Source organism: Sphingobacterium lactis (assembly GCF_051951495.1).
Lineage (GTDB): Bacteria > Bacteroidota > Bacteroidia > Sphingobacteriales > Sphingobacteriaceae > Sphingobacterium > Sphingobacterium lactis_A.
Genome location: NZ_JBNHAS010000006.1, coordinates 144,885 through 169,500 on the forward strand (window position 1 = coordinate 144,885; position 24,616 = coordinate 169,500).

The following is a 24,616-nucleotide window of genomic DNA, read 5'->3' on the forward strand; positions in this document are numbered from 1 at the left end:
TGCTGTTAATTATCCTTTAACTTTAACTATTTGAGCCATTAACTCCGCTTCGCTTACTACCTTATCACCGACCATACCCACACCTTTCATACGTGCAATTCCACGACGGATTGGTTCCAATAGTTCACAGCTGAAAATTACAGTATCCCCAGGGACAACTTGATTTTTGAATCTTGCGTTTTCAATCTTCAAGAATAGGGTCAACCAATTTTCGGGATCAGGAACGGTATTCAATACCAAGATTCCTCCAGTTTGTGCCATAGCTTCAATCTGAAGCACACCCGGAAATAGTGGTGCGCCAGGGAAGTGTCCCATGAATAAATCTTCATTCATCGTCACGTTCTTCAATCCAATAACATGGGTCTCCGAAAGTTCCAATATCTTGTCAATCATTAAGAATGGCTGACGATGCGGAAGAATGTTCATGATTTGTACCGTATCATAAACTGGTGGCGTATTCGGGTCATATACTTTAACCCCTTTTTTATTCTTCTCACGCTTTATCTGTGCTTTAATGCGTTTTGCAAATGCAACATTCGCTGCGTGGCCTGGACGTGCCGCCATAATATGGCCCTTAATTGGCTTGCCTACCAAAGCAAGGTCACCAATCATATCCAGTAATTTGTGACGTGCTGGCTCGTTCTGATAGCGTAAAGAAATATTGTTTAATATCCCTTCTTGCGCTACTTCTACGCGTTTATGGAATAAACCTTGAAGTTTATCCAATTCAGTTTCGTCTACTTCTTTATCTACTATAACGATCGCATTTGATAGATCGCCACCTTTAATCAAATTTTGGCTTACTAATGCTTCCAATTCATGTAGGAAACAGAAGGTTCTCGAGCTGGAAATCTCCTTGCTGAACTCTTCAATATTCGTGATGGATGCATGTTGACTACCCAATACCGGCGAATTAAAGTCAATCATACAAGTGATGCGGTAACCATCCACTGGCATAGCCACAATTTCCACTTTGTTCTCCGGATCGGTATAATGAATGTTATCGGTTACTTCGAAGAAGTCACGGTCAGCATCCTGATCAACGAATCCTGTCTCTTGGATCTTTTCGACGAAAATAGCCGAGCTACCGTCTAAGATAGGAACTTCAGGAGCATCGATTTCTATCAGTACATTGTCTAGTTGAAGACCTACTAATGCGGCCATCAAATGCTCAATTGTACTAACTGAAGCGCCATTTTGCGAAATAGTTGTTCCCCTTGCTGTATTGCTTACATTGTCAGCATCTACACTAACAAGCGGCTGACCATCTAAATCTGTTCTTTTAAATTTGTACCAGTGGTTTTCAGGTGCTGGCTTTAGCGTTACATTAACTTGCTTACCAGTGTGAAGCCCAACGCCTGAAAAATGGACATCAGATTTAATGGTTCTTTGTTTTACATTCATATCTAACATTCGTGTTATTGCAAAAAATATCCTGTAAAGTTAACTATTATTTTTTTCTTTTAATTGCTTTTCAAGCTCCGCGATGCGTCTTTCCATTTCTGGAAGCTTGCTGTAGAGAACTTGCGAGCGTAACTCGTTGTTATATGGGAAGGCAGGACTACCACCCCATTTCTTGTTCTCTTCCTTCAAAGACTTGTTTACTCCGGACTGCGCCTGCACCTGCGTGCCTTTGGCGATACTGATATGGCCTACAACACCTACCTGCCCACCTAATACCACTTGCTCAGCGATCTTTGTACTGCCTGATATTCCAGTTTGAGCGGCGATAACTGTGTTATAGCCAACCTCAACATTATGTGCTATCTGAATTAAATTGTCCAATTTAACCCCTTTTCGAATAATTGTCGACCCTAATGTAGCACGATCAATCACCGTATTGGCGCCAATCTCCACGTAATCTTCAATGATGACATTCCCGATCTGTGGGATTTTAGAATAACTGCCATCCTCTTGAGGGGCGAATCCAAAACCATCACTGCCGACAATAGTGCCCGAGTGAATGATCACCTGTTTCCCTAATTTACAGTCTCTATAAATCTTTACGCCAGGAAAAATAATCGATCCATCACCAATTTCTACATCATCCCCGATGTAAACCTGTGGGTAGATCTTCACCTGATTACCGATTTTTACTTGTTTCCCTATATAGGTAAATGCACCGATATAATTGCCTTCGCCAAGCTGAGCTGTTTCATGAATAAAAACAGGTTCTTCTATACCTGAACGTTCATTACGCAGTTGGTCGTATAGTTTTAATAATTCGGTAAAGGCTGTATAAGCATTCTTAACACGCACCAATGTCGATTTTACAGGTTTCTGTAAGTTTAAATCCTCATTGATAACGATGATACCTGCTTCTATTTCATAGATAAAATGCTCATACTTTGGATTCGATAAGAAGGTTAAACTCGAAGGACAGGACTCTTCAATCTTGGATAATTTGTCCACAAGCACTTCGGGGTTACCTTCAACGGTACCATGTAGTAAATTTGCTATCTGTTCTGCGGTAAATTGCATGAATTGATACTAAAAGGTTATATGTTAATAATTGTTTGTTGGCGTTGTGTGATGTAACCAATCTCTTTCGGATAGGTGACAGCATATTTATTCACTCGTTTTGTCAGCGCTTCGATATTTGAAAGGTCAGAGGCTTCAGCGATATCCTTTAGCTGACCATCTTTTTCCAAAACGCAGATCTTACTGCTGGAGGAATCGTATGCACTATTTCCGACAACTTGTTCATAGACAAAGTAACCAACTTCATCTTCCCCAATCATGAACTTCTCTTTCACCTTTTCCTTCAACTCATTAATGTATTCCGTTGGAAATGGCTTATTGCTCATTTCAGTTCGGAATAGCTCCCTACGGATTAACTTTCGGCATAATGTTCGCAAAATGGGGTCTTCATGATCTGCCCAGATTTTGATTGCTGAAAGAATATCGGTGTCGTCTAAACGTGTAAACCACTCCAAATGCGACTCGTTCTCTAGAAAATTTTCTTTTGTTACCCGCTGAGTAAGAAAATGTTCCAATGCCGGGGTTGCAAACAAGCGATGACCTGCATTGCTTAATTGTTTTGCCCTCGCCAAAGCTTGGATTAACATCTGCTCAGCAGCAATAACTGTTTTATGCAAATAGACTTGCCAATACATTAATCGCCTAGCAATCAAAAATTTCTCTACGGAGTATATCCCTTTTACTTCGACGACCAGCTCGTCATCTTTCACATTTAACATCTTAATGATGCGATCAAAGGAGATGACACCTTCGGAAACCCCCGTAAAGAAACTATCCCTATTCAGGTAGTCCATACGGTCTGTGTCCAATTGACTGGAAACCAATTGATGTAAGAAAGGACGAGGATAATGATCGTTGAAAATGGTAATTGCCAAATCTAATCGACCATTAAATTCTTTATTAAGTTTATCCATCAATTGAGCAGAGATCAATTCATGGGACACACCTTCCACAAGAGTATGCTCCAAGGAATGTGAAAATGGGCCATGGCCTACATCGTGCAATAAGATCGCTGCTAATGCTGCTTCCTCTTCCTCTTCAGAAATCAGCACATCCTTTCCACGTAAAGTCTCAATCGCCAGGCTCATGAGGTGCATGGCTCCAACAACATGTTGAAAACGCGTGTGTAAGGCTCCGGGATACACCAAATGCGTCATAGATACCTGTTTGATATAACGAAGTCTTTGGATGTAAGGATGCTGGATGAGGTCATAAATGAAACCCGACGGGATTGTGACAAAACCGTAAACAGGATCATTTATTATTTTTTTCTTATTCAATCTAATCTAAAAGTGATTATGTATAAGCCATTTAACCGTAATTTTCTTACTTGTGTAGGCTAAGATACGGGCAAAGATACACAGATGGTACTTAATTAATGTTAAAAATATATCAAAAACGGTCTTTTTTGATAGAAATACCCATTATTAGGTAGAAAATTGATGTATCTATTCGTTAATTATTACCAAGAATTCAATCTATTTGATGCAATCGATTTCGAAATAGACAGCTTATGAGCTGAATTAGAGAGGTTTTACCTGTTAAAACATAAGTTTTTATAATTTCAATTGGACATTGTTAAATTCCTATTTATATATCCTTTTAGTTAAGTAAGGTTGTTGAATGTTTGTTTTTTTAGAGTGCTCAAATTAATAGCTGCAGCTTTTTTACGTTGCTTTCACTTTTAGAATGCCGGCAAAGTCCGACCAGTTTGCTCTGATACTCTAATGGAATTTCCTTGGATCTGATAGGGATCTTCTTCGGATCTCGTTCGCTTCTAACCGAACGAGATCCGAAGGAGTTCCGAACAAGTTCCGAAGGAGATCCGAAGGAGTGACGAAGAAAACCCTTGTGAAGCACACGGTAAACCCCTGTTTAAATAGTAGTTAATATTTGGTATTTAGACCTATGTCCATCCCTAAATAGAGTTGACCGTTTTTTATGGGATTATTGTTGCTGTTTTTAGGATTTAATATATGCGGTCGAAGCATGCTTCGACCCTACAGTTTTGGGTAATAGGAAACCTTATTTTCACGAATGTTTGTAGGGTCGATGCAGGCATCGACCGCTAAATAGAGATCAAAAAAGTCCCAATGCAAGGTTATTGTAAAAAACGGTCGAAGCATGCTTCGACCCTACAGTTAGGGATATTTTAGGCTAAATTTTCCATGTTTCATGTAGGGTCGATGCATGCATCGACCGTTAATAAACGATATCTAAAAACCATTATTGTTGCGGAAATATAAAGATTAAGGACATACATAGTAAAAAGGAAAAAGTCCAAAATCAAAGAGAATGAACAAGTGCTGGAGTAGTTAATAAAAAGTAAGATTATCCATCCTTCCTATTAGAAAATACAACCAATCACTCTTATATGCTTTTCTTAAAAGATCAGTAAATAGCCTATTAATGTCAGCAAATAAATTGCGAAGCGTGTTCTAGGTCTTTGAACTTTTTATCGTATTGGGAATCTCATCTTATATACTTTAAATTTTCCTTGTTTATATCATGATGCATTCCGCGAGGATATTCCATAAAAAATGCTGCATAAATCATTTTTCATGCAGCATTTCTGTATAAATTTTATTTGCCTTTCTTTTTGAACTAGAATCGAATATTCAGTCCAAGCATAAAGTTTGTTCCAGCTTGTGGATAATAAAAGTTATAATAATCGCGCTGGTTGCTGTCTTGGAAATATTGACCCCAAGTATAACCAGAAGTGGCATATTTCGCATTTAAGATATTGTAGACCGTAGCATTGAGGCCAATATTCTCGATTCCGAAGGCTGAGAAATTGTAAACTGCCTGAACATGATTTACAAAGGAAGGTTTTAAACTGCGTTCTTTTGCACTGGTATTGTCCATGTATATTCTTGAGATGTATTTACTCAACAAGCTAAAAGATAAATCTGGAGTTGCATGGAACGTGAAATTATTGGATAAAACCGCCGATGGTGATTTAGCTATATTCGTGCTTTTATGAAAGATTTCCTTTTCGCCAATATATTCCCAATCGATATTGTTGTTGTATATGGTCATCAGCTCCGTGAAATTCTTGATTTTGTTTTGACTTAAGGCTGCTGTCATGGACCATTGGAATAGATCGCTTACTTTCCAGGCAGCATCCAATTCAAAGCCAATTCTATAACTGTCTTTTACATTCTGACGAATTGCCTCACCTACATTGTTGATTTTACCGGTTGGGATTAATTGATCTTTATACAACATCGCATACAGGTTAGCTCCAATGTTGAACTGTCGATCGCGGTATCTATATCCCGCTTCGATATCCTGCATTTTCTCCGGTTTTGGGAAAAGGTTCAATGGATTTTCCAAATAATCATCGCGTACTGGCTCCTTGCTTGCATAAGCATAAGAAGCATAAATGTTCGATTGATCATTTAATAAATAGGTAAATCCAGCCTTCGGATTAAAGAAGTTTAACTTATCATTGAAATGAAAGTTTTTGATTTTGTTGTCATCACCTTCGGCATTGTAATAGATGTTACGGTATTGTAAATCCACATTGAAAAGCCATTTGTTTAAACGATAGTCTGCTTTTGCAAAAAAGTTGAAGTCATTTTTATGAGCTTCGTTGTAGTAGTAGCGATGGTTAGGCTGGGTGCCCCAATTGTATTTACTCCAGATGACTTCTCCAAAATGCCCTCCAACATATTGATTATAAGCACCACCAAAACTTAAGTTGAAATGATCATTAACCCGATGTTGTAAGGCGTAGGTTACACCGTAGAACCAGTTGTCTAACCAACGCTGACGAATTAAATCTGTTTTTTTAATGGATTCCGTACCGTTAATAATGTCGGTTAAACCATAATTACTGAACTTATCATCAATGCGGTATTCCTCATAGTATCCTGCTCCACGTGTATAGTGTAATCCAGCATTTAAACTAGTCTTATCGCTGATTTTATAAGTGTACTGCAGGTGACTATGTGTCTGCGTATAATTATCAGTTTGGTTGTCGTAATTGTAAATATTATACCTTCTATCTGCATTTTTAATGCGTTCGATTTCTTTAGGATCATAGATCTCCATAGCCGCGATGTAATCATCAAGACGATCCCTGTTACCGGTGTACAATGGTTCAGGAAGGCCGTACCAAGCTTGATAAGTCTTTTCCTTACCAGAGAAAACAGTCGCCTTTAAGGTATGTTTGTCAGTATACATGCCAGCATCTACATAGAAAGATTTCAGGTCAGAAGATCCGCGTTCCACATAGCCATCTGAACTGATTCGGGATAAACGAGCATTTACTGCATATTTACCATTGATTAGTCCTGAGCCTGCTTTTACGGTGTTTTTCCAAGAATTAAAGGAACCGAATGAGTTGTTCAGTTCTGCATAAGGGTTGGATTCCAAGGCATCGGTTTGGATGTTCAATGAAGCTCCGAAAGCACCAGCTCCATTGGTAGAAGTGCCGATACCACGTTGTACCTGTATACTTTGCGTACTGGAGGCGAAGTCTGGAAGGTTGACAAAAAAGGAGCCCATACTTTCTGAGTTGTTCAAAGGGATTCCATTTAATGTTACATTGATACGCTCATTATCCGATCCACGGATAGTCATGTTAGTATATCCAATACCTGCACCAGCATCCGAACCAATAACCACACCAGGAGTTTGATCGAGTAAATAAGGGATATCCTGACCTACATTTTTACGTTGGATTTCTTCCTTACCCAAGTTCTTGAATGTAGTTGCTGAATTTTCCTTAGCACGGGTCACGTTGATGTAGATTTCCTCTGCTTGGAAGCCAAGTTCTGTTAATCGTATATGGATTTCTTTTTGTTGACTAGGATTCACTTTCACTTTCTGCGGGCTGTACCCTAAGAAGGTAACCTGCAACAGGTAATTTTGATTGGAAAGATCGGTAAAAGAGGCTACACCTTCTGTGTTGGATTGTGTGGTTTGTTGGTTTAAAGTAACCGTGGCACCACTTAATGGTGAATTTTCTTGATTAGTCACGCGGACTGTCAGGTTGTTTTGCGCCATCGCTGAAATAGCAAACAAGCAGCATACTGCCAGGGCTATACATCTGTTTAGCATAATAAATATTTGTTTTTTTATGAGTTAAAAGTTCCCATTGCAAGGGGTTACAATAGGTTAAATTTAACCTCCCTTTCCCTACGCTGGCATTACCCAGATCAGGTGAGTGCAATTCGTTTTACAACTGTTGCACAGGGTATAATCTCAGCCTTTTTTTGTGTTGTTGACAACAAGGCACCCCTATTAGATGCGGCAAATGTAGGCTTTATATGCATCATTTCAAAATTGTGCAACCTTTGTAACAAATTCATAAATATTTTTTTATTAGTTAAACTGAATTTTATTTTTTGTAAATTGGCTGAACTGTTTCAAAAGCAGTTACACTAACTTTAAAAAAAATAGAACTATTAAATTGTATGAAGTATTACGGTGCTGATGTTGTATTCCCTATTTCGAGTCCTGCAATAAAGAAAGGAATTGTTGCTATGGATAATGAGGGAGTAGTAAAAGGTGTTTATAATCCTGGGGAGATCGATGAAAACCTAGTCGAATATTTCAAGGGTGCCTTAATTCCGGGTTTTATCAATGCCCATTGTCATTTGGAGTTGTCGCACATGAAGGGTGTGGTTCCCGAAGGTACAGGATTAACCACTTTCTTGAGTAAAGTGATGGATGAGCGTTCCAGCAAAGAGGATCAGGTGGAAAAGGCGATGTTGGCTGCTGATAAAGCAATGTATGAAAATGGTATTCAAGCAGTTGGTGACCATGTGAATACAGCTGCTACAGCTAAGGTGAAAGAGGAAAGCCCGATTACCTACCATACCTTTGTTGAGGTTATGGCTATGCGAAAAGAGGATGTTGTTAACCGTATCGATCAAGCAAAAGAAATCGAGTTTCATTTCGATTACAAACACTCGTCGATTACTCCACACGCGCCATATTCAGGTTCTAAGTTCTTGTTTAAAACCTTAAAGAAGGCAGTCAGTGAGGATAACATTATCAGTATCCACAACCAGGAAAGTGATGAGGAAAATAAACTTTTCCGCTACAAAAAAGGTGAATTCTTAGACTTTTATAAGAAATTGGATTTCGATATAGAAGATTTCAAAGCGCAAGCTAGAAACTCCTTGCAATCCTTCCTTCCTTACATTCCAACCAAAAACAAATTAATTTTAGTACACAACACTTACACTTCCATTAAGGATTTGGATTTTGTAGATCGTATGGGCCGTAAGGTTTATTTCTGTTTCTGCCCGAAGGCGAATTTATACATCGAGGGAAGAATTCCTAAGGTTGATAATTTCCTTTTAGGAGATTATGAAATCATAATAGGAACAGACAGTTTAGCGTCTAATGATAGTTTGGATATCTTGGAAGAAATGAAGGTAATTCATCAAGAGTTCCCTGATTTGGACTTCAACGATACGATTAAATGGGCGACCATTAATGGTGCTCGTGCTTTAAACTTAGATCATCAGTTGGGATCTTTGGAAGAAGGCAAGCAACCGGGTTTGGTGCTGTTAGAAGGTATGGACACATTCAAATTGACACCTAAAGTTACGGTAAGACGTATTCGTTAGTTTGTTATTCTAATTCTTCTTTTACCTTTGTAGGATGAAGCATTGGAATATTCAGGTTCAGGGTAAAGTACAACGTGTTTTCTTTCGCGCAAGTACAAAAGCTGTGGCAGATCAATTGGGTGTTAAGGGTTTTGTAATGAACCAGCCTGATGGTTCGGTATACATAGAGGCTGAAGGTGATGATTTTGCGCTTCAGTCCTTGCTTGAGTTTTGTGCGGATGGACCAGAGGATGCCGAGGTAAGCTCCGTGGAGCACCAAGAGACAAATGAATTAAAAGGCTTCAAAAATTTTGAGGTCGTTAAAAAAATAAGTTAAGGTGTCGGGGCTTAAGAAATTTGTCAGCGATACGATGATATATGGTCTTACGACCATTATCTCAAGAACATTGGGATTTGTTATTACGCCCATTCTGACCCGTAACTTTACGGAAGCGGCATATGGTATCTTTACGCACGTATATGCCTATGTTTCTTTAGTAAATGCTGTTCTAGCATTTGGCATGGAAACAACATTCTTCCGATATCTACAAAATAAAGAGGGTGACAAGCAGCGGGTCTATGATTCCAGCTTCTTTGTCACCCTTCTTATGACCGCGATTTTCCTTATTACTATTTTTACATTTTCAACACCTATCGCGATGTTCGTTGGTGAAAGGGAAAACGTATCGGATTATACAACTTATGTTAAAATCGTAGGATTAATAGTGGCAGCTGATGCATTAGCAGTGATTCCATTTGCTAAACTTCGTGCCGATGGTCGCCCCATTCGTTATGGTGTTATCAAATTGGTCAATATATTTACCTATTTAGGTTTTGTTTTGCTATTTCTTTATGGTTTGCCATGGTTGACAGAGCAGTCAAGTTTTTGGAAGGACCTCAGTGCAGGTTGGTTTCGTAAAGATTGGTTGGGGAATGTCTTCTTGGCGAATCTAGCGGCATCCTTAGTGACCTTATTTATGCTGTTGCCCCAACTATTGAGTTTCCGGTTCCGTGTTGATACGGTGATGTTACGAAAAATGTTGACCTATAGTTTCCCTATCATGATTGCCAACATTTCCTTTATTATCAATGAGAATCTGGACAAAATGATGTTCCCGAAGTTAATTCCAGGGGTAGAGGGTGATCGCGAGTTGGGGGTCTATGGAGCTGTTACTAAATTGGCGGTGTTTCTGAATTTATTCGTTATGGCCTTCCGATTAGGTGCTGAACCTTTCTTTTTTTCTTATGCCAAGAACGAAAATGCCAAAAAAACTTATGCCATGATTATGCGGTATTTTGTGCTTGCCATGATCTTGGTGATGGTTGGAATCTGTGCTAATTTGGATTGGTTGAAGTTATTTATCCGTGGAAAAGCTGAAGATGTTGCCGGATATTGGGAAGGATTATTTATTGTTCCGGTGTTGCTGTTTAATTATGTGCTGTTGGGAATTTACATCAATCTTTCGGTATGGTATAAGCTTTCCGATCAGACACGTTATGGTCTGTATATTTCAGGTATAGGTGCTTTGATGACTATTGTGTTGAACCTGTTGTTAATACCTAAATATTCCTATACCGGAGCAGCATTGTCGACAACTGTTGCCTATTTTACGATGGTGATTTTGTCTTATGTTTGGGGACAAAAGAATTATCCGATTCCTTATGAATCCTTAAAAATAGGTGCTTATCTTCTTATAGGGGTGGTTTTATCCTTTATTGCTTATCAGCTTAATTTCTGGTTCGCAAATGTCCTATTTCTTGCTCTAATAGGTGTTGTGGCTTATTCAGAGAGAGAATTGATTAAGCGGTTTATTAGGCGATAAAAAAAAAGTCGCTTACTTAAGCGACTTCCTCGGCAAAGTTATGCCTGATATCTTCCAGAACTTCTATGATGTGGTTTACATCTTGAAGCTCGACTAATTTCATTCTATATTCCTTAAAGTTTGGAATGCCTTTGAAATAGTTTGCGTAGTGACGGCGCATTTCAAAGATTCCTGTTTTATCACCTTTCCATTCAATGGATTTGGTGAGGTGAGTTCTACACACATCAACACGCTCGGCAATGGTTGGTCCCTCAAGACGTTCACCCGTTTGGAAAAAGTGTTTGATTTCACGGAATATCCAAGGGTAACCAATGGAAGCTCTTCCGATCATAATACCATCCACTTGATATTCTTGACGCCATGCCGCTGCTTTCTCAACAGAGTCAACATCGCCATTTCCAAAAATAGGGATCTTAATTCTTGGGTTTTGTTTCACATCACGAATCATAGACCAGTCGGCTTGACCTTTATACATCTGCGCACGTGTTCTTCCGTGAATGGCTAAAGCTTTGATGCCGATGTCTTGCAGGCGTTCTGCGACCTCATAGACGTTTTTAGTACTATCATCCCATCCCAAACGAGTCTTCACGGTAACCGGAAGGTGAGTAGCATCTACAACCGCCTTAGTCATGGCAACCATTTTATCAATGTCTTGTAAAAGACTGGCACCAGCACCACGGCATGCAACGTTCTTTACAGGGCAACCGTAATTGATATCGATCAGGTTGGGATTAGCTTGTGTACAGATCTCGGCTGATTGACGCATATGCTCAATGTCTGAACCGAATATTTGTATGCCAATCGGGCGTTCATATTCGAAAATGTCTAATTTTTGGCGAGATTTTGCAGCATCCCGTATCAGGCCCTCTGAAGAAATAAATTCGGTGTACATCATGTCCACTCCATTTTGTTTGCAGACATAACGGAACGGTGGATCACTCACATCCTCCATAGGTGCTAGCAATAACGGAAACTCTCCTAAATCAATATGTTCGCCAATTTTTACCGACATGCTTTTCTGAAATTTTCACAAAGGTAAGGAAATTAATGGCTTGTTTGAAAATGTAGGCTGCCATTGCTTGCTAATCTAAAAGTCAAAAAAGAAAAAGCAACGCTTGAATAGGGCGTTGCTTTTAGATGTTTATTCTTGTCAATAGATTAGATTTGAGCTACAAATTCTTTTATTGACTGTGCCGGATTTTCTGTTTTCATGAAGTTCTCTCCAATCAAAAAGGCATGGAATCCTGCTTTCTTGAGATCCTTAATCGTTTGAGGATCGGAGATTCCACTCTCAGATACTTTGATGTAGTCATTTGGTATTTTATTCACCAAACTATAGGAATGATCTAAAGAAACCGAGAAATCCTTCAGGTTTCTGTTGTTCACCCCAATAGCATCGATGCTTGGAAATATGGATCGATTAAGCTCTTCCTCATTGTGCACTTCCAATAGAACATTTAAGCCTAATGATTTGGCGTATTTGGAGAAATCACGGATTTCCAAGGTGCTTAGACACGCAGCAATCAAGAGGATGATATCCGCTCCATAAGCTTTGGCTTCTGCGATTTGATATTTATCAACGATAAATTCTTTTCGTAACAAAGGGATTTGCAATACTTCACGGGCTTCCGTCAAGTCTTGAAGTGATCCTTGGAAGAAATCTGCATCAGTAAGTACGGAGATGGCAGAAGCTCCAGCATCCTGATAGCCTTTCACGACTTCCTGAACGGATGAAGTTCCATTAATCAGACCTTTGGAAGGGGAGGCTCTTTTGTATTCTGCAATAATTCCCTTTTTATTGTTGTCCAATACGCTTTCTCGGAGGCTATAACAGCTACGGTTGAAGAGTGGATATTGTTCCAACTCAGCCAAACTAACCTTTTCCATGGCAGCCTGAACCTCTTGACGTTTCCGAAGGACTATTTTATCTAATATATTCATGTTTACCGCTTCTGTCATGACCTTAATTTTTTAACCAGTTTTCTAATAGGATTTTTCCATTATCGGTAAGAATGGATTCTGGATGGAATTGCATGCCTTTTACATCGTATTCTTTATGCGCTAATGCCATGATAATACCATTGGGATCAATTGCCGTTATTTTTAAACTCGCTGGGAGATCTTCTTTGGAGACCGCCCAAGAGTGATATCTACCGATTTTGGATTCTCTAGGAAAATTCTGAAACAGGTTTTCTGTGTCATCTGTTACCTCAATGTTTGTCGCTACTCCGTGTAAAGGCTTAGGCATGTTGAATAAACTGCCACCAAATACCTCTGCTATAGCTTGCTGACCTAGGCAAATGCCTAATATACTTTTAGTAGGAGCGTAGGTGCGGATAACATCCAAAAGCAATCCGGCTTCCTCAGGTATTCCAGGACCTGGAGAAAGAAGGATTTTGTCAAATTGGTCAACATAGGATAAATCGAATTTATCGTTACGGACCACTTCATAAGATTGGTTCAATTCCTGAAGTAAGTGAACCAAATTATAGGTGAATGAATCGTAATTGTCGATTACTAAAACGGGTTTGTTCATGTTATATGGTCACTGCTAATTCTAATGCTCTTCGTAGAGCGGATATTTTGTTATCTACTTCTTGTAATTCTTTTTCTGGGTCTGAGTCTAGGACGATGCCTGCACCAGCTTGATAATGCAAAACATTTTGTTTGCTCATAAAGGAACGTATCATGATGGCGTGATTAAAATCACCGTTAAAGCCCATGAAACCAATAGCACCTGAATAAAAGGAGCGCTGAAAGCCTTCATACCTATCGATTAGGGTTAGTGCCATATGCTTTGGAGCTCCTGATAAGGTACCTGCAGGATAGGTGTCTCCCACAACATCGAACGGATTGGCATTTGCATGCAATTTACCACTTACCTTGGAAACCAAATGGATAACGTGGGAATAATATTGCGCTTCTTTGTAGGATTTTACTTCTACGTTACTGCAGTGACGGCTTAAATCATTTCTTGCTAAATCAACCAGCATTACATGCTCCGCACTTTCTTTAGGGTCGTTTTTGAGTTCTTCCGCGATCTGCTCGTCTTTCTCCAGATTGCCAGTTCGTTTGAATGTTCCAGCAATAGGATATATGGTTGCCACATCTGCTTTGATGGTAAGTTGTGCTTCTGGTGAGGAACCGAATAGTTTGAAATCTCCATAATCAAAGTAGAATAGGTAAGGAGATGGATTGATGGATCGTAAAGCGCGATATACATTGAACTCATCGCCACTGAACGGTCTTGCGAATCCTCTGGATGGGACAATTTGAAAAACATCGCCACGTTGAATGTGCTCTTTCATTTTAAGAACTAGGTTCTTAAAGTCCTCATCGCTCATGTTGGAGGATTCAGGTCCTTTGGTCTGGAAGGTGTATTCAGGAAAGTTTTTATTCTGGATTAAGAACTGCATGCGATCCAATTCGCTTTCTTCGTTTTCCAACAGGTTTTCAAAAATGTGTAATTGATTGCGGAAGTGATCAATAGCAATGACATATTTGTAGACGTGGTATTGTAAGATAGGGATTTGTTTTGCAGGATTTGGTTTAGTAGTTAGGGTGATGTCTTCAAAATATTCAACAGCATCAAAAGTGAAATAGCCGAATAAGCCGGTACTTATGACATTGATGTCTGCTAGGGGCTCTGCATGAAAAGTGCTTCGGAATTTGGAGACTTCTTCACGTAGGTTGAGCTCTTTTGCCGATTTTGTTGTTTTTGGTTGATCAGGGAAAGAGATGCTTAACTCTTCATTCTCCAGAACAATCCCTGCGATCGGCTGACAACAGATGTAACTGATGTTGTTGTCACGACTGTGGTATTCCGAACTCTCTAACAGCAGGCTGTTCGGAAAGGTGTCACGAAGCCGAAGGTATATGCTCACTGCTGTAGTCGTGTCAGCAAGGATCTTCTTGTGGTTCGTTTGAAATTTGTAGCTCATATTGTTTATTAATCGTTTAAAAAGTATAAAAAAAGCCCGGCGAAAAATCGTCGGGCTACCATTCTGTGGTTTTGGTTGATTATGAAAATCTTTATCTAATAATATACCACCCTCCCGACTTATTTAGTCAGAAGCCACCAACGGTTAGTATATTTGTTTTGAGTCAACATAATTCACAAAATTAGTAGAAAATTCCACAAAGCAAACATTTTTTATAAAATAATCAAAAAAAAGTGCTAATCCTTAGTCATTTAGCAAATCTGGACGGCGTTCTTTCGTTCGTTTCAATTGCTGTTCATGGCGCCATTCGGTAATCTTTGCCTCATGACCTGATAGTAAAACATCAGGTACTTTATGGCCTTTCCAATCCACTGGTCTACTGTAAATTGGCGCATCTAATAATCCGTCCTGGAAAGAGTCTGATAGGGCAGAGGTTTCATCGGATAAAACACCTGGAATAACACGGACAATGGCATCTACTAAAATCGCCGCGGGTAATTCTCCGCCAGATAGCACATAATCACCAATGGAGATTTCTTTGGTGACATAAATATCACGGATTCGCTGGTCGATTCCCTTATAGTGACCAGCAAGGATCATGATGTTCTTTGCACTTGAAGATAATTGATTGGCAATTTCTTGATTTAAGGTTTCACCATCAGGTGTCATGTAGATGATTTCGTCATATTCGCGTTCTTCAAGGAGCTTATCAATGCATGCAGCGAAAGGAGCGATTTGCATGACCATTCCTGACCCACCACCATAAGGATAATCATCAACAGATTTATGCTTGTTGTCCGAATAATCGCGGAGATTATGAACATGGATTTCTGTCAGTCCTTTATTCTGTGCTCTTTGCAAGATAGAATGAGCAAATGGGCTATCCAATAACTGTGGTAATACGGTAATAATATCAAATCGCATGCTTGCAAAGTTAGAATAATGGTTTGGAAGTTTAACCCCAAAGTGTTAGGAAATAATTTTATCTAATTATTAGAAATGGTTGTTGGTGTAGACAAGTTAAGTGTGAATGTTTGGAAAAAGTAATTAAAATGCATGTTTTAAACTTAATTTTTGTCTATAAAAATAAAATATATTTCTTAAGTATTTTTTTGTTTAGATTTTATTACTATTGTTTACATTGAATTTAAATAATGTATTGTTTTGGTAACATTTGTGTATAAAACACGATAAATTATCAAAAAAAATGGCATTTTTTTGCAATACTCATACGTCTCGAGCTACATTTGAGAAGAGGTTTAACAGTAATTTAACAATTATACTACCTGAAAACCCAAATTATTTAACTAAACAACAACAAAACATGAAACAAAAATTACTCAGCGTAATTTTGCTATGTACTATGCTTATTGGTGTAGTTTATGCGCAAAATCGACAAGTGAGTGGGAAAGTTACATCTGAGGCTGATGGGCGTCCTTTGAGCGGCGTGTCAGTTACAGTAGTTGGAACATCTTCCGGCACTCAAACTGATGGAAATGGTGACTATACTATTTCTGTTTCCAACGAGGGAACCTTATCCTTTTCCTATGTAGGATATACGTCCCAGCGTGTAAAGGTTGGTACTCGTAGCAACATTTCTATTGCTTTAGTAGCTTCAGAAAATGCCATTGAGGAGGTAATCGTAACAACAGCTTACGGTATTAAACGTTCTGCGGCTTCTACTGGTTATTCTAACCAAACGGTTGATGCTAAGGCATTAACTGAAGGAAAAGTTGTCAATTTGGCAACAGGTCTTCAGTCGAAGGTTCCTGGTCTTCAAATTAACTTGATTAACAACGGTGTAAACCCATCTACTCGTGTGGTATTACGTGGTAACCGTTCTTTATTAGGTAATAACCAGGCGCTAATCGTTGTGGATGGTGTACCAGTTCCTAACTCCGTATTAAACGCACTGAATCCAAATGATATTGAGGATGTCAACGTTCTGAAAGGCGCGAATGCTGCGGCATTATACGGTTCAGAAGGTGTGAATGGTGTGTTAATCGTGACTACGAAAAAAGGAAGTAAAGGTGGTCCTGTTATCAATTTCAGTAACACTTCTTCTTTAGAATCTGCAGCTTATCTACCAAAAATGCAGGAACAATTCGGTAATGGATATGACTTAGACACCTACGTGCCTTATGAAAACACATCTTGGGGTCCTAAATATGATGGAAGTACTGTAGTTGTAGGTCCAACCTTGGCTGATGGTAGCGAATGGAAACTTCCATATTCTGCTGTAAGTGGTGAGAAAGAAAAATTCTGGGCTTTAGGATCAACTATTCAAAATGATATTTCTGTGTCTGGTGGTGATGATGTTACATCATACTATGCTGCCTTCCAAGATGTAAATATCAAAGGTATTACACCGAAGGATAAAAACAGAAGAACTGGTGGTCGTTTTAATGCCTCTAGAAAATTTGGTAATTTCACGACGTCCTTTAATTTGAACTATACTTATCAGAACCCTGATGTTACGAGTTCAAGTGTTTACAACAACCTATTGAACGTTCCTCAAAACGTGCCTATCACGCAATTGAAAGATTGGCAAAATAATCCGTTCGCTACTCCTGATGGTTATTTTTCAGGTTATTATGTAAATCCTTACTGGGAAATCGATAATAACAGAAGAAACACTAGAGAAGAAGTGTTTAATGGTAACTTGGAGTTGAAATATGACTTTACAGATTGGTTAAGCGCTACTTATCGCTTAGGTAACTATGCATTGAATTCAAACTACAAACAATACTATGCGAAAGTTGCCTATACTAAAGCTTATGATAGACCTACAGATAATCCAGGTTCTGTAACAGATCGTTCCGATAACTTTAACCGTTTGAACTCAGATATTATACTTCAGGCTCAACGTAAATTCGGTGATTTTGACTTAGGATTAATCTTAGGGGTAAACGTTCGTACAGATTACTCCAAATTTGTATCAAACACTGCTAATGCGTTAGTAGTTCCAGGATTATACAATGTGTCCAACAGATTAGGTGAAGCAACAGTTGGTTCTGATTATTCTAGAAAAAAACAATCAGCTAGATTTGCTCAAGCGGATGTGAATTACCGCGACATGTTATACCTTACAGTGAATTTAAGACATGAGTCTATTTCCGTGTTAAGTCCTGATAACAGATCGTACTTGTATCCAGGTGCTTCCTTATCGTTTATAGCAACAGAAGCATTCCCGACTATTAAGGAATCATCTCCGATTAATTTCTTGAAATTCTATGTGTCAGGAAATAAAACTGCCAATGTAAACTTAAGTCCATACAATTTGACTACAGCTTATGAATTAGGACCAGGTTTCCCATTTGGAAATTTACCAGGCTTTACTGTTGGAAATACATTTGCTAATCCAAACTTAAAACCTGAGTTTGTGAATTCCTATGAGGCTGGTTTCCAAATTAGCATGTTGAACGATCGTTTATACGCTGAAGGAACTTATGCTTACAGTATTTCTGATGGTCAAATTATTCCTATTTCAACTTCTTTCGCAACTGGATACGACAGAGCATTCGTGAATGCTGGTACAGTAACCAATAATACGATCGAAGCTACATTGCGCGGAACACCTGTTCGTACAGAAGATTGGAAATGGGACATCGGATTGAATTATACCCATTATGATAATAAAGTAACAGATTTATACCAAGGCTTGAACGAAATTCCATTGGGCGGTTTTGCAAACTCTGCTTATATCTATGCGATTAAAGGAGAAGCTTATCCGATGATCAAAACTACTGCTTACAAACGTGATCCAGAAGGTCGTGTAATAGTAGACAAGTCTACAGGATATCCAATCCGTGCTTCTGAAATGAAAGCTATGGGACAAACAAATGCGCCTACTAACTTAGGTTTCAATACATCATTACGTTATAAAAACTTAACCTTAGCTGCACAATTGGATTACCGTACTGGTCATGTGTTCTATAGCCGCTTAGCGAACTTGAATAACTTTACTGGTTTGTCATGGGAGTCTGCTCAATATGATCGTCAACCATTCGTGTTCCCTAATTCAGTATACGAGGAGAACGGCACATTTGTACCTAATACAGATATTAAAACAGCTGATGGTGGATTTGATTATTGGTATAGCCAACACAATGCTACACAAGAAAACTATGTTAAAGATGCGACTTTCTTGAAATTAAGAGAGGTGTCTTTGAACTATAACTTACCAGCTTCTTGGTTAGCTAATCAGAAAGTTATTAAACGTGCAAATATTGGTTTAGTTGCTCGTAACTTATTCACCAAATTAGCTAAAGAAAACATTTATACTGACCCTGAATTCAGTTTCACGGATGGAAATACGGTAGGTATTACTGACGTTAATCAGACTCCTCCAACCCGTATTTATGGTTTCAACATTAATATTACATTCTAAGCAACATGAAAAAGATATATAAATATATAACAGGGGTTGCAATTGGTACTTTTTTAGTTACCGGTTGTGGAAAGGGTTTTTTAGATGTAAATGAAAACCCAAACAAACCGGGTTCTGTAACTCCCAATCTTGTCTTGTCGACCGGATTGAACAGAACTGCAGCAGCAGTGACTACCACCCTAAACCAAATTGGTTCAATTTGGGCTGGGTATTGGGCACCTGCTACCGATTATCTTTGGTACATGGATAACAAACAGTATAACGTAACATCAAATTTCGGTACAGCTGTTTGGGAAACAACGTATGATATCTTAAATGATTTCCAAAGTCTCCAAAATGCGGCAGCAAGTAGTAATATGCACTACTATCAAGGTATTGCTATGATCATGAAAGCCATGAACTTTCAAATTGTAGTAGATGCTTACAATAACGTTCCTTATTCTGAAGCATTAAAAGGAACTGAGATTATCCGTCCGAAATACGATGATGGTCAGGCAATTTATGATGATTTGTTGAAGCAACTTGATGCAGCCATTGAATTGATTAAAACGGCTCCAGCAACAGAAGCAAAACCAGGTGCAGAAGACATCTACTTTGCCGGTAACATGACTAACTGGGTGAAATTTGCCAATACTTTAAAACTAAGATTGCTATTAAGACAATCAGAGATCGGAAGTAAAACTGGATTCATTCAAGCGGAGATTGCTAAAATTGTAGCGGAAGGTTCTGGATTTATTACAACTGGTGTATTCGCTTCTCCAGGATATTCTTCTTCAACTGGAAAAATGAATCCATTCTGGGAAGGTTACTATGCTAACGCTGCTGGATCTGCAACGTCCAACTACAAAGCTACGAGACCAACTGTTTACATCTTGAATCAATATAAGAATGCGAATGATCCACGTATGGAGGTTATGTATGCTAAAGCAAAAGGAATCTATAAAGGTGTTGAGTTAGGTAGAGCAACAGGTGATTCACAAGCAGCATTGTATAAATCTTCTGAAACATCGCCATTCTTACCAAATGCTGGTGTTCTTAAATCAGCTACTCAAAAAGCAGTTATTATGTTGCCTTCAGAAAGTTCTTTTTTACAGGCAGAAGCTGTTGCTAGAGGATGGATGACAGGTGATGCGAAAGCTTTATACCAGCAAGGTATCAAGGAATCATTCGAATACTTAGGTGTTGCAAATGCAGCTGCAGCAGCAGCTACATATTATGGTCAAGCTATTAACAAAGTTGGTTATGATGCGTCTACAAATAAAGTAGAAGCTATCATTTACCAAAAATGGTTGTCCTTAAACAGTATCAGTGGTTGGGAAGCTTGGAATGATTTCAGACGTACGAAATTCCCTTCTGATAATCCTATTTCTTTGGATCCTATTAAACCAATTCATCCAAAAAGATTAGTATATCCTTCTTCTGAATATGGAAGAAACGCGGAAGAAGTTGAAAAACAAGGTGAAATCGATACCTTCACTTCTAAGATATTCTGGGATACTAAATAATTTCTCTCGGAATTAATTTATTTTGAACGGCCATTGTATAAATGCAATGGCTGTTTTTTTATGTGTCGATGCATAATTGAATCTCTGTTTTCTTTTCATGAAAATGTATGCTCTATTAATTGATTGATTTTTACGATTGTTATATAGTAGAATTTTTCATAAATACGATAAGCCGTTAGATTGTTACAAAAGAGATCAATCTTTTTAATCTATTAGGTAATAGCCCTCTCATAGCAACTGTTTATTTCCAAATTATATTTTGTTAGACAGTCGAATATTACCGAAATATTAAAGTCATATTAATTTTTCATTACCTATTTTGATTATTTTATGATTATTAACATATTTTGTTCTGTTTTACAGGGATGTTTAGCATCCCAAATTACAACCTAATTTCACCTAAAATCATCTATTAATTTATTGTATGTCTAAGTAATTGATATTTAGAAACATATATTGGTATTTAACTTCTGTTATTTATTAAAATAAGACAAAAATCATTTATTTATCTCCATAAATATTAACTATTCTAATCTTTTTTATTTTCTGCCGTAAATATGGTTTTTATAACAACTTAATAGCTGATGTTTTTCCATATTTTGAATTTACAAAGCAATCTATTGTTGAATATTTAAACAATCTTATATATTTGTCTCTTGTTTAACAAAATTTAACAGTTCCTGTTTTAAAAATTTTAATTATTAAAAAACATTTATGAAACACAAATTACTCAGCTTAATTTTTGTGTTAACATGCTTCGTTGGAGTATCGTTTGCACAAAATCGCCAAGTGAGTGGTAAAGTGTCATCGGCATCCGATGGTTCACCACTTGGGGGAGTATCAGTAATGGTAGTGGGTACAAGCACCGCTACGCAGACTGATGCAGCAGGAAATTACAGCATTGCAGTAGGCAACAATGCTACTCTTAGTTTTTCCTTCGTAGGTTATACATCTCAACGTGTAGCTGTAGGCACTCAAACAACGCTTAATGTAGCCTTAGTAAATGACGAAACATCAATTGATGAAATCGTTGTTACGGCAATGGGTGTTAATAGAGAGAAGAGAGCCTTAAGTTATGCTACTCAAGAAGTAAAATCGGATAAATTAACTCAAGCAGCCAATCCAAGTTTAGCAACTGCTATTCAAGGTAAGGTTTCTGGTGTTGAGGTAACTCCATCATCAGGTATGCCAGGTGCATCAGCGAAAATCACTATCCGTGGTTCTCGTTCATTTACTGGTGATAACTCACCTTTATATGTTGTTGATGGTATGCCAATCACATCTACTTCGGATGTATCGACTGGTAACTCGGTAACTGGTGCTGACTATGCATCTCGTGGTTTGGATATCGATCCTAATGATATCGAAAGTATCAACGTATTAAAAGGTCAAGCAGCATCGGCATTATACGGTATGCGTGCTTCTAATGGTGTTATCATCATTACTACCAAAAAAGGTAAAGCAGGAAGCAAAGCACAAATCACGTACAACTCCAATGTTTCTTTTGATAAAGTAGCTGTTCTTCCGGATTTCCAAACAACATTTGCTCAAGGTACAGCAGGTAAATTTAACCCTAATGCATCTACATCTTGGGGACCAAGAATTGACCAACTTTCTATGGATGCAGTATATGGTGGTGATGTAAAGAATGAATTAAGTAATGCAGCTTTAGCAAATGGAATTAATACTGCTGGAAAATACTATGTGCCTCAGCGCGCAGCTGCAGGTTTAGATCCATGGGTAACTCCACAAGCTTACAATAATGCAAAAGACTTTTTCAATACTGGAAGAACTTGGAATAACTCGGTGAATGTAATGCAAGGCTTTGAAAAAGGTTCTTACTCATTCTCATTAGGTGCAACAAATGCAGAAGGTATTGTTCCTTCTACTGGTTTAGACCGTTATACAGCTAAATTGGCTGGAGAATTGCAGATTTCTGATAAATTCACTACAGGATTTACAGGTAACTACATTAACTCTAAGATCTCAAAACAGTCTGGTGCAAATAATGGTATTGTAGCAACTCTTTATGGTGCTCCTGCTTCTTATGACTTAAAAGGTATTCCTTCACACATTTTAAATGACCCTTATACACAGAACACCTACCGTAACACAAGTGGTTTCGATGGTGTATATTGGGCAGTTGAAAATAACGTGTTCACAGAAGATAACCAACGTTTCTTTGGAAATGGTTTCGTTCAATACGCAACTAACCTAACAGAAAATCAGAAATTAACATTGAAATACCAATTAGGTGTTGACTCTTATACGACTAACTTCACTGACCTTTGGGGTTTCGGACATGCAAATGGTAGAGGATCAGTTGAAAACTACCACTACTCTGTAACTGAATTAAACTCATTAGGTACAGCCATGTACAATTGGCAAATCAATGATGATTTAGTTTTTGATGCTTTATTAGGTAATGAGATTGTTGATCGTAATCGCAGACAAGATTATGCTCAAGGATTAAATTTCAATTTCTCTGGTTGGAACCACATGAACAATGCATCGACATTTGCTGCATCGCAATCTTTAAGAGGTAACCGTACTTTCGGTACATTCTTAAACTTGTCGTTGGCATATAAAAACATGTTGTTCTTAAACGCATCAGGAAGAAATGATATCGTTTCTTCTATGCCTAGAAACAACCGTTCATTCTTCTATCCTTCTGTTTCAGCAGGTTTTGTATTTACCGAACTTGAGCCTCTTCAGAATGGTATCTTGACTTATGGTAAATTGAGAGCTTCTTACGCTGAGGTTGGACAAGCAGGAGACTATTATTCTCCGTACTTTGTAACTCCTACTTATGGTGGTGGTTTCTCAAGCGGTACACCGATTATTTACCCTATTCCTGATGGAAACAATACAGTTGTAGCTTATACGCCAAGTACTATCGTTTATGATCCAAACTTAGTACCTCAAAATACGAAGGCACTTGAGATTGGTACAGACTTAACGTTCTATAATGGATTGATTAATTTAAGCTATACCTTCTCTCGTCAAGATGTAAAAGATCAGATCTTCCAAGTTCCATTGGCTGGGTCTACTGGATCATCTAGCTATGTTACGAACGGTGGACGTATTCATACAAATGCACATGAAGCAACATTAAACATTGCTCCATACCGTGGTGAAGACTTTAAATGGGATTTCGGTTTCAATTTTACAAAAATCGACAACTATGTTGATGAGTTGGCAGAAGGTGTGTCAAGTATCTTCTTAGGAGGTTTCGTTGAGCCACAAGTACGTGCTGGAATCGGTTCTAAATTCCCAGTTATTTATGGTGTTTCTTATTTAAGAAATGAAGCAGGACAAATTGTTGTCGATAATAATGGTCTACCTCAAGCAGGTGAAGAAAAAGTAATTGGTTCTGTTGCACCTGACTTTATTTTAGGTTTCAATACAGCTATTGAATACAAAAAGTTCAGATTATCTGCAGTTATTGACTGGAAAAATGGTGGTCAAATGTACCACGGTACAGGAGGTATCTTAGATTTCTATGGTGTAACGCAGAAATCTGCTGATTTCCGCTCTGGATCTCCATTCTTATTTGAAGAAGATGCGGTGAAGGTAGTAGGTACTGATGAATATGCTAAAAATGACATCATGATTCAACCAGAAGATGCTTTCACTTATTTCAATGCTAAAAATGGAATATCTGAATCTTCAATTTTCGGTACTTCATTCGTAAAATTAAGAGAAGTAGCAATTGGTTACCCGGTTTACACAACTAGCAAGTTTAAAGTAGATGTAAATGCATTTGCTCGTAACTTAATCTTATGGTCAGAATTGAAAGGTTATGATCCTGAGGTTTCTCAAGGAAACACAAACATGTCTGGTGCATTTGAGCGTTTTTCATTACCAGGAACATCTAGTTATGGTTTAGGTGTAAACTTAAAATTCTAAG

15 protein-coding genes are annotated in these 24,616 nt (G+C 38.2%); 6 read left to right on the top strand and 9 right to left on the bottom strand.

Annotated features, from left to right (window positions below):
- Nucleotides 1-9 precede the first annotated feature (9 nt).
- The 4 genes from ACP6L2_RS17390 to ACP6L2_RS17405 form a co-directional block, all read right to left on the bottom strand.
- The gene (locus ACP6L2_RS17390; protein WP_440510519.1) at nt 10-1,404 is read right to left on the bottom strand and encodes a bifunctional UDP-3-O-[3-hydroxymyristoyl] N-acetylglucosamine deacetylase/3-hydroxyacyl-ACP dehydratase; all 1,395 of its coding nucleotides are present in this window, start codon (nt 1,402-1,404) and stop codon (nt 10-12) included.
- Between the two features lie 39 nt (nt 1,405-1,443).
- Nucleotides 1,444-2,481, bottom strand: coding sequence for a UDP-3-O-(3-hydroxymyristoyl)glucosamine N-acyltransferase (gene lpxD / locus ACP6L2_RS17395; RefSeq protein ID WP_440510520.1), 1,038 nt, complete (start codon nt 2,479-2,481; stop codon nt 1,444-1,446).
- 17 nt (nt 2,482-2,498) lie between these two features.
- Nucleotides 2,499-3,761, bottom strand: coding sequence for an HD domain-containing protein (locus ACP6L2_RS17400; protein WP_440510521.1), 1,263 nt, complete (start codon nt 3,759-3,761; stop codon nt 2,499-2,501).
- 1,324 nt (nt 3,762-5,085) lie between these two features.
- Nucleotides 5,086-7,548 (bottom strand): TonB-dependent receptor, encoded by a 2,463-nt coding sequence (locus tag ACP6L2_RS17405; RefSeq protein ID WP_440510522.1) that lies wholly within the window; start codon nt 7,546-7,548, stop codon nt 5,086-5,088.
- Between the two features lie 356 nt (nt 7,549-7,904).
- On the opposite strand from ACP6L2_RS17405, the gene ACP6L2_RS17410 reads away from it, so the two are divergent.
- From ACP6L2_RS17410 to ACP6L2_RS17420, 3 genes are read left to right on the top strand one after another with little or no spacing between them, the layout of a single operon-like run.
- Complete coding sequence (locus ACP6L2_RS17410) at nt 7,905-9,068, top strand: amidohydrolase family protein (RefSeq protein ID WP_440510523.1); 1,164 nt, start codon at nt 7,905-7,907, stop codon at nt 9,066-9,068.
- 34 nt (nt 9,069-9,102) lie between these two features.
- The gene (locus tag ACP6L2_RS17415) at nt 9,103-9,384 is read left to right on the top strand and encodes an acylphosphatase (RefSeq protein WP_344675601.1); all 282 of its coding nucleotides are present in this window, start codon (nt 9,103-9,105) and stop codon (nt 9,382-9,384) included.
- Between the two features lies 1 nt (nt 9,385).
- Nucleotides 9,386-10,870 (top strand): oligosaccharide flippase family protein, encoded by a 1,485-nt coding sequence (locus tag ACP6L2_RS17420; protein WP_440510524.1) that lies wholly within the window; start codon nt 9,386-9,388, stop codon nt 10,868-10,870.
- Nucleotides 10,871-10,886: 16 nt separating this feature from the next.
- Here the strand turns inward: ACP6L2_RS17420 and dusB are convergent, their stop codons facing one another.
- From dusB to trmD, 5 genes are all read right to left on the bottom strand, one after another.
- Nucleotides 10,887-11,882: a tRNA dihydrouridine synthase DusB gene (dusB, locus tag ACP6L2_RS17425; RefSeq protein ID WP_344675599.1), complete on the bottom strand. Its 996-nt coding sequence runs from the start codon at nt 11,880-11,882 to the stop codon at nt 10,887-10,889.
- A gap of 146 nt (nt 11,883-12,028) precedes the next feature.
- Nucleotides 12,029-12,811, bottom strand: coding sequence for an indole-3-glycerol phosphate synthase TrpC (gene trpC, locus ACP6L2_RS17430; protein WP_440510591.1), 783 nt, complete (start codon nt 12,809-12,811; stop codon nt 12,029-12,031).
- A gap of 22 nt (nt 12,812-12,833) precedes the next feature.
- Nucleotides 12,834-13,406, bottom strand: coding sequence for an anthranilate synthase component II (locus tag ACP6L2_RS17435; protein ID WP_440510525.1), 573 nt, complete (start codon nt 13,404-13,406; stop codon nt 12,834-12,836).
- Nucleotide 13,407: 1 nt separating this feature from the next.
- Nucleotides 13,408-14,811, bottom strand: a complete 1,404-nt coding sequence (locus ACP6L2_RS17440; RefSeq protein ID WP_440510526.1) for an anthranilate synthase component I family protein — start codon at nt 14,809-14,811, stop codon at nt 13,408-13,410.
- A gap of 243 nt (nt 14,812-15,054) precedes the next feature.
- Nucleotides 15,055-15,735, bottom strand: a complete 681-nt coding sequence (trmD, locus tag ACP6L2_RS17445; protein ID WP_440510527.1) for a tRNA (guanosine(37)-N1)-methyltransferase TrmD — start codon at nt 15,733-15,735, stop codon at nt 15,055-15,057.
- Between the two features lie 400 nt (nt 15,736-16,135).
- On the opposite strand from trmD, the gene ACP6L2_RS17450 reads away from it, so the two are divergent.
- From ACP6L2_RS17450 to ACP6L2_RS17460, 3 genes are all read left to right on the top strand, one after another.
- The gene (locus ACP6L2_RS17450; RefSeq protein ID WP_440510528.1) at nt 16,136-19,201 is read left to right on the top strand and encodes a SusC/RagA family TonB-linked outer membrane protein; all 3,066 of its coding nucleotides are present in this window, start codon (nt 16,136-16,138) and stop codon (nt 19,199-19,201) included.
- 5 nt (nt 19,202-19,206) lie between these two features.
- A complete protein-coding gene (locus ACP6L2_RS17455) occupies nt 19,207-20,706 on the top strand; it encodes a SusD/RagB family nutrient-binding outer membrane lipoprotein (protein ID WP_440510529.1) in 1,500 nt (499 codons plus the stop codon).
- A 714-nt stretch (nt 20,707-21,420) separates the two neighbouring features.
- Entirely contained in the window at nt 21,421-24,615 is a 3,195-nt protein-coding gene (locus ACP6L2_RS17460; RefSeq protein ID WP_440510530.1) for a SusC/RagA family TonB-linked outer membrane protein, read from the top strand.
- Nucleotide 24,616: the final 1 nt, after the last annotated feature.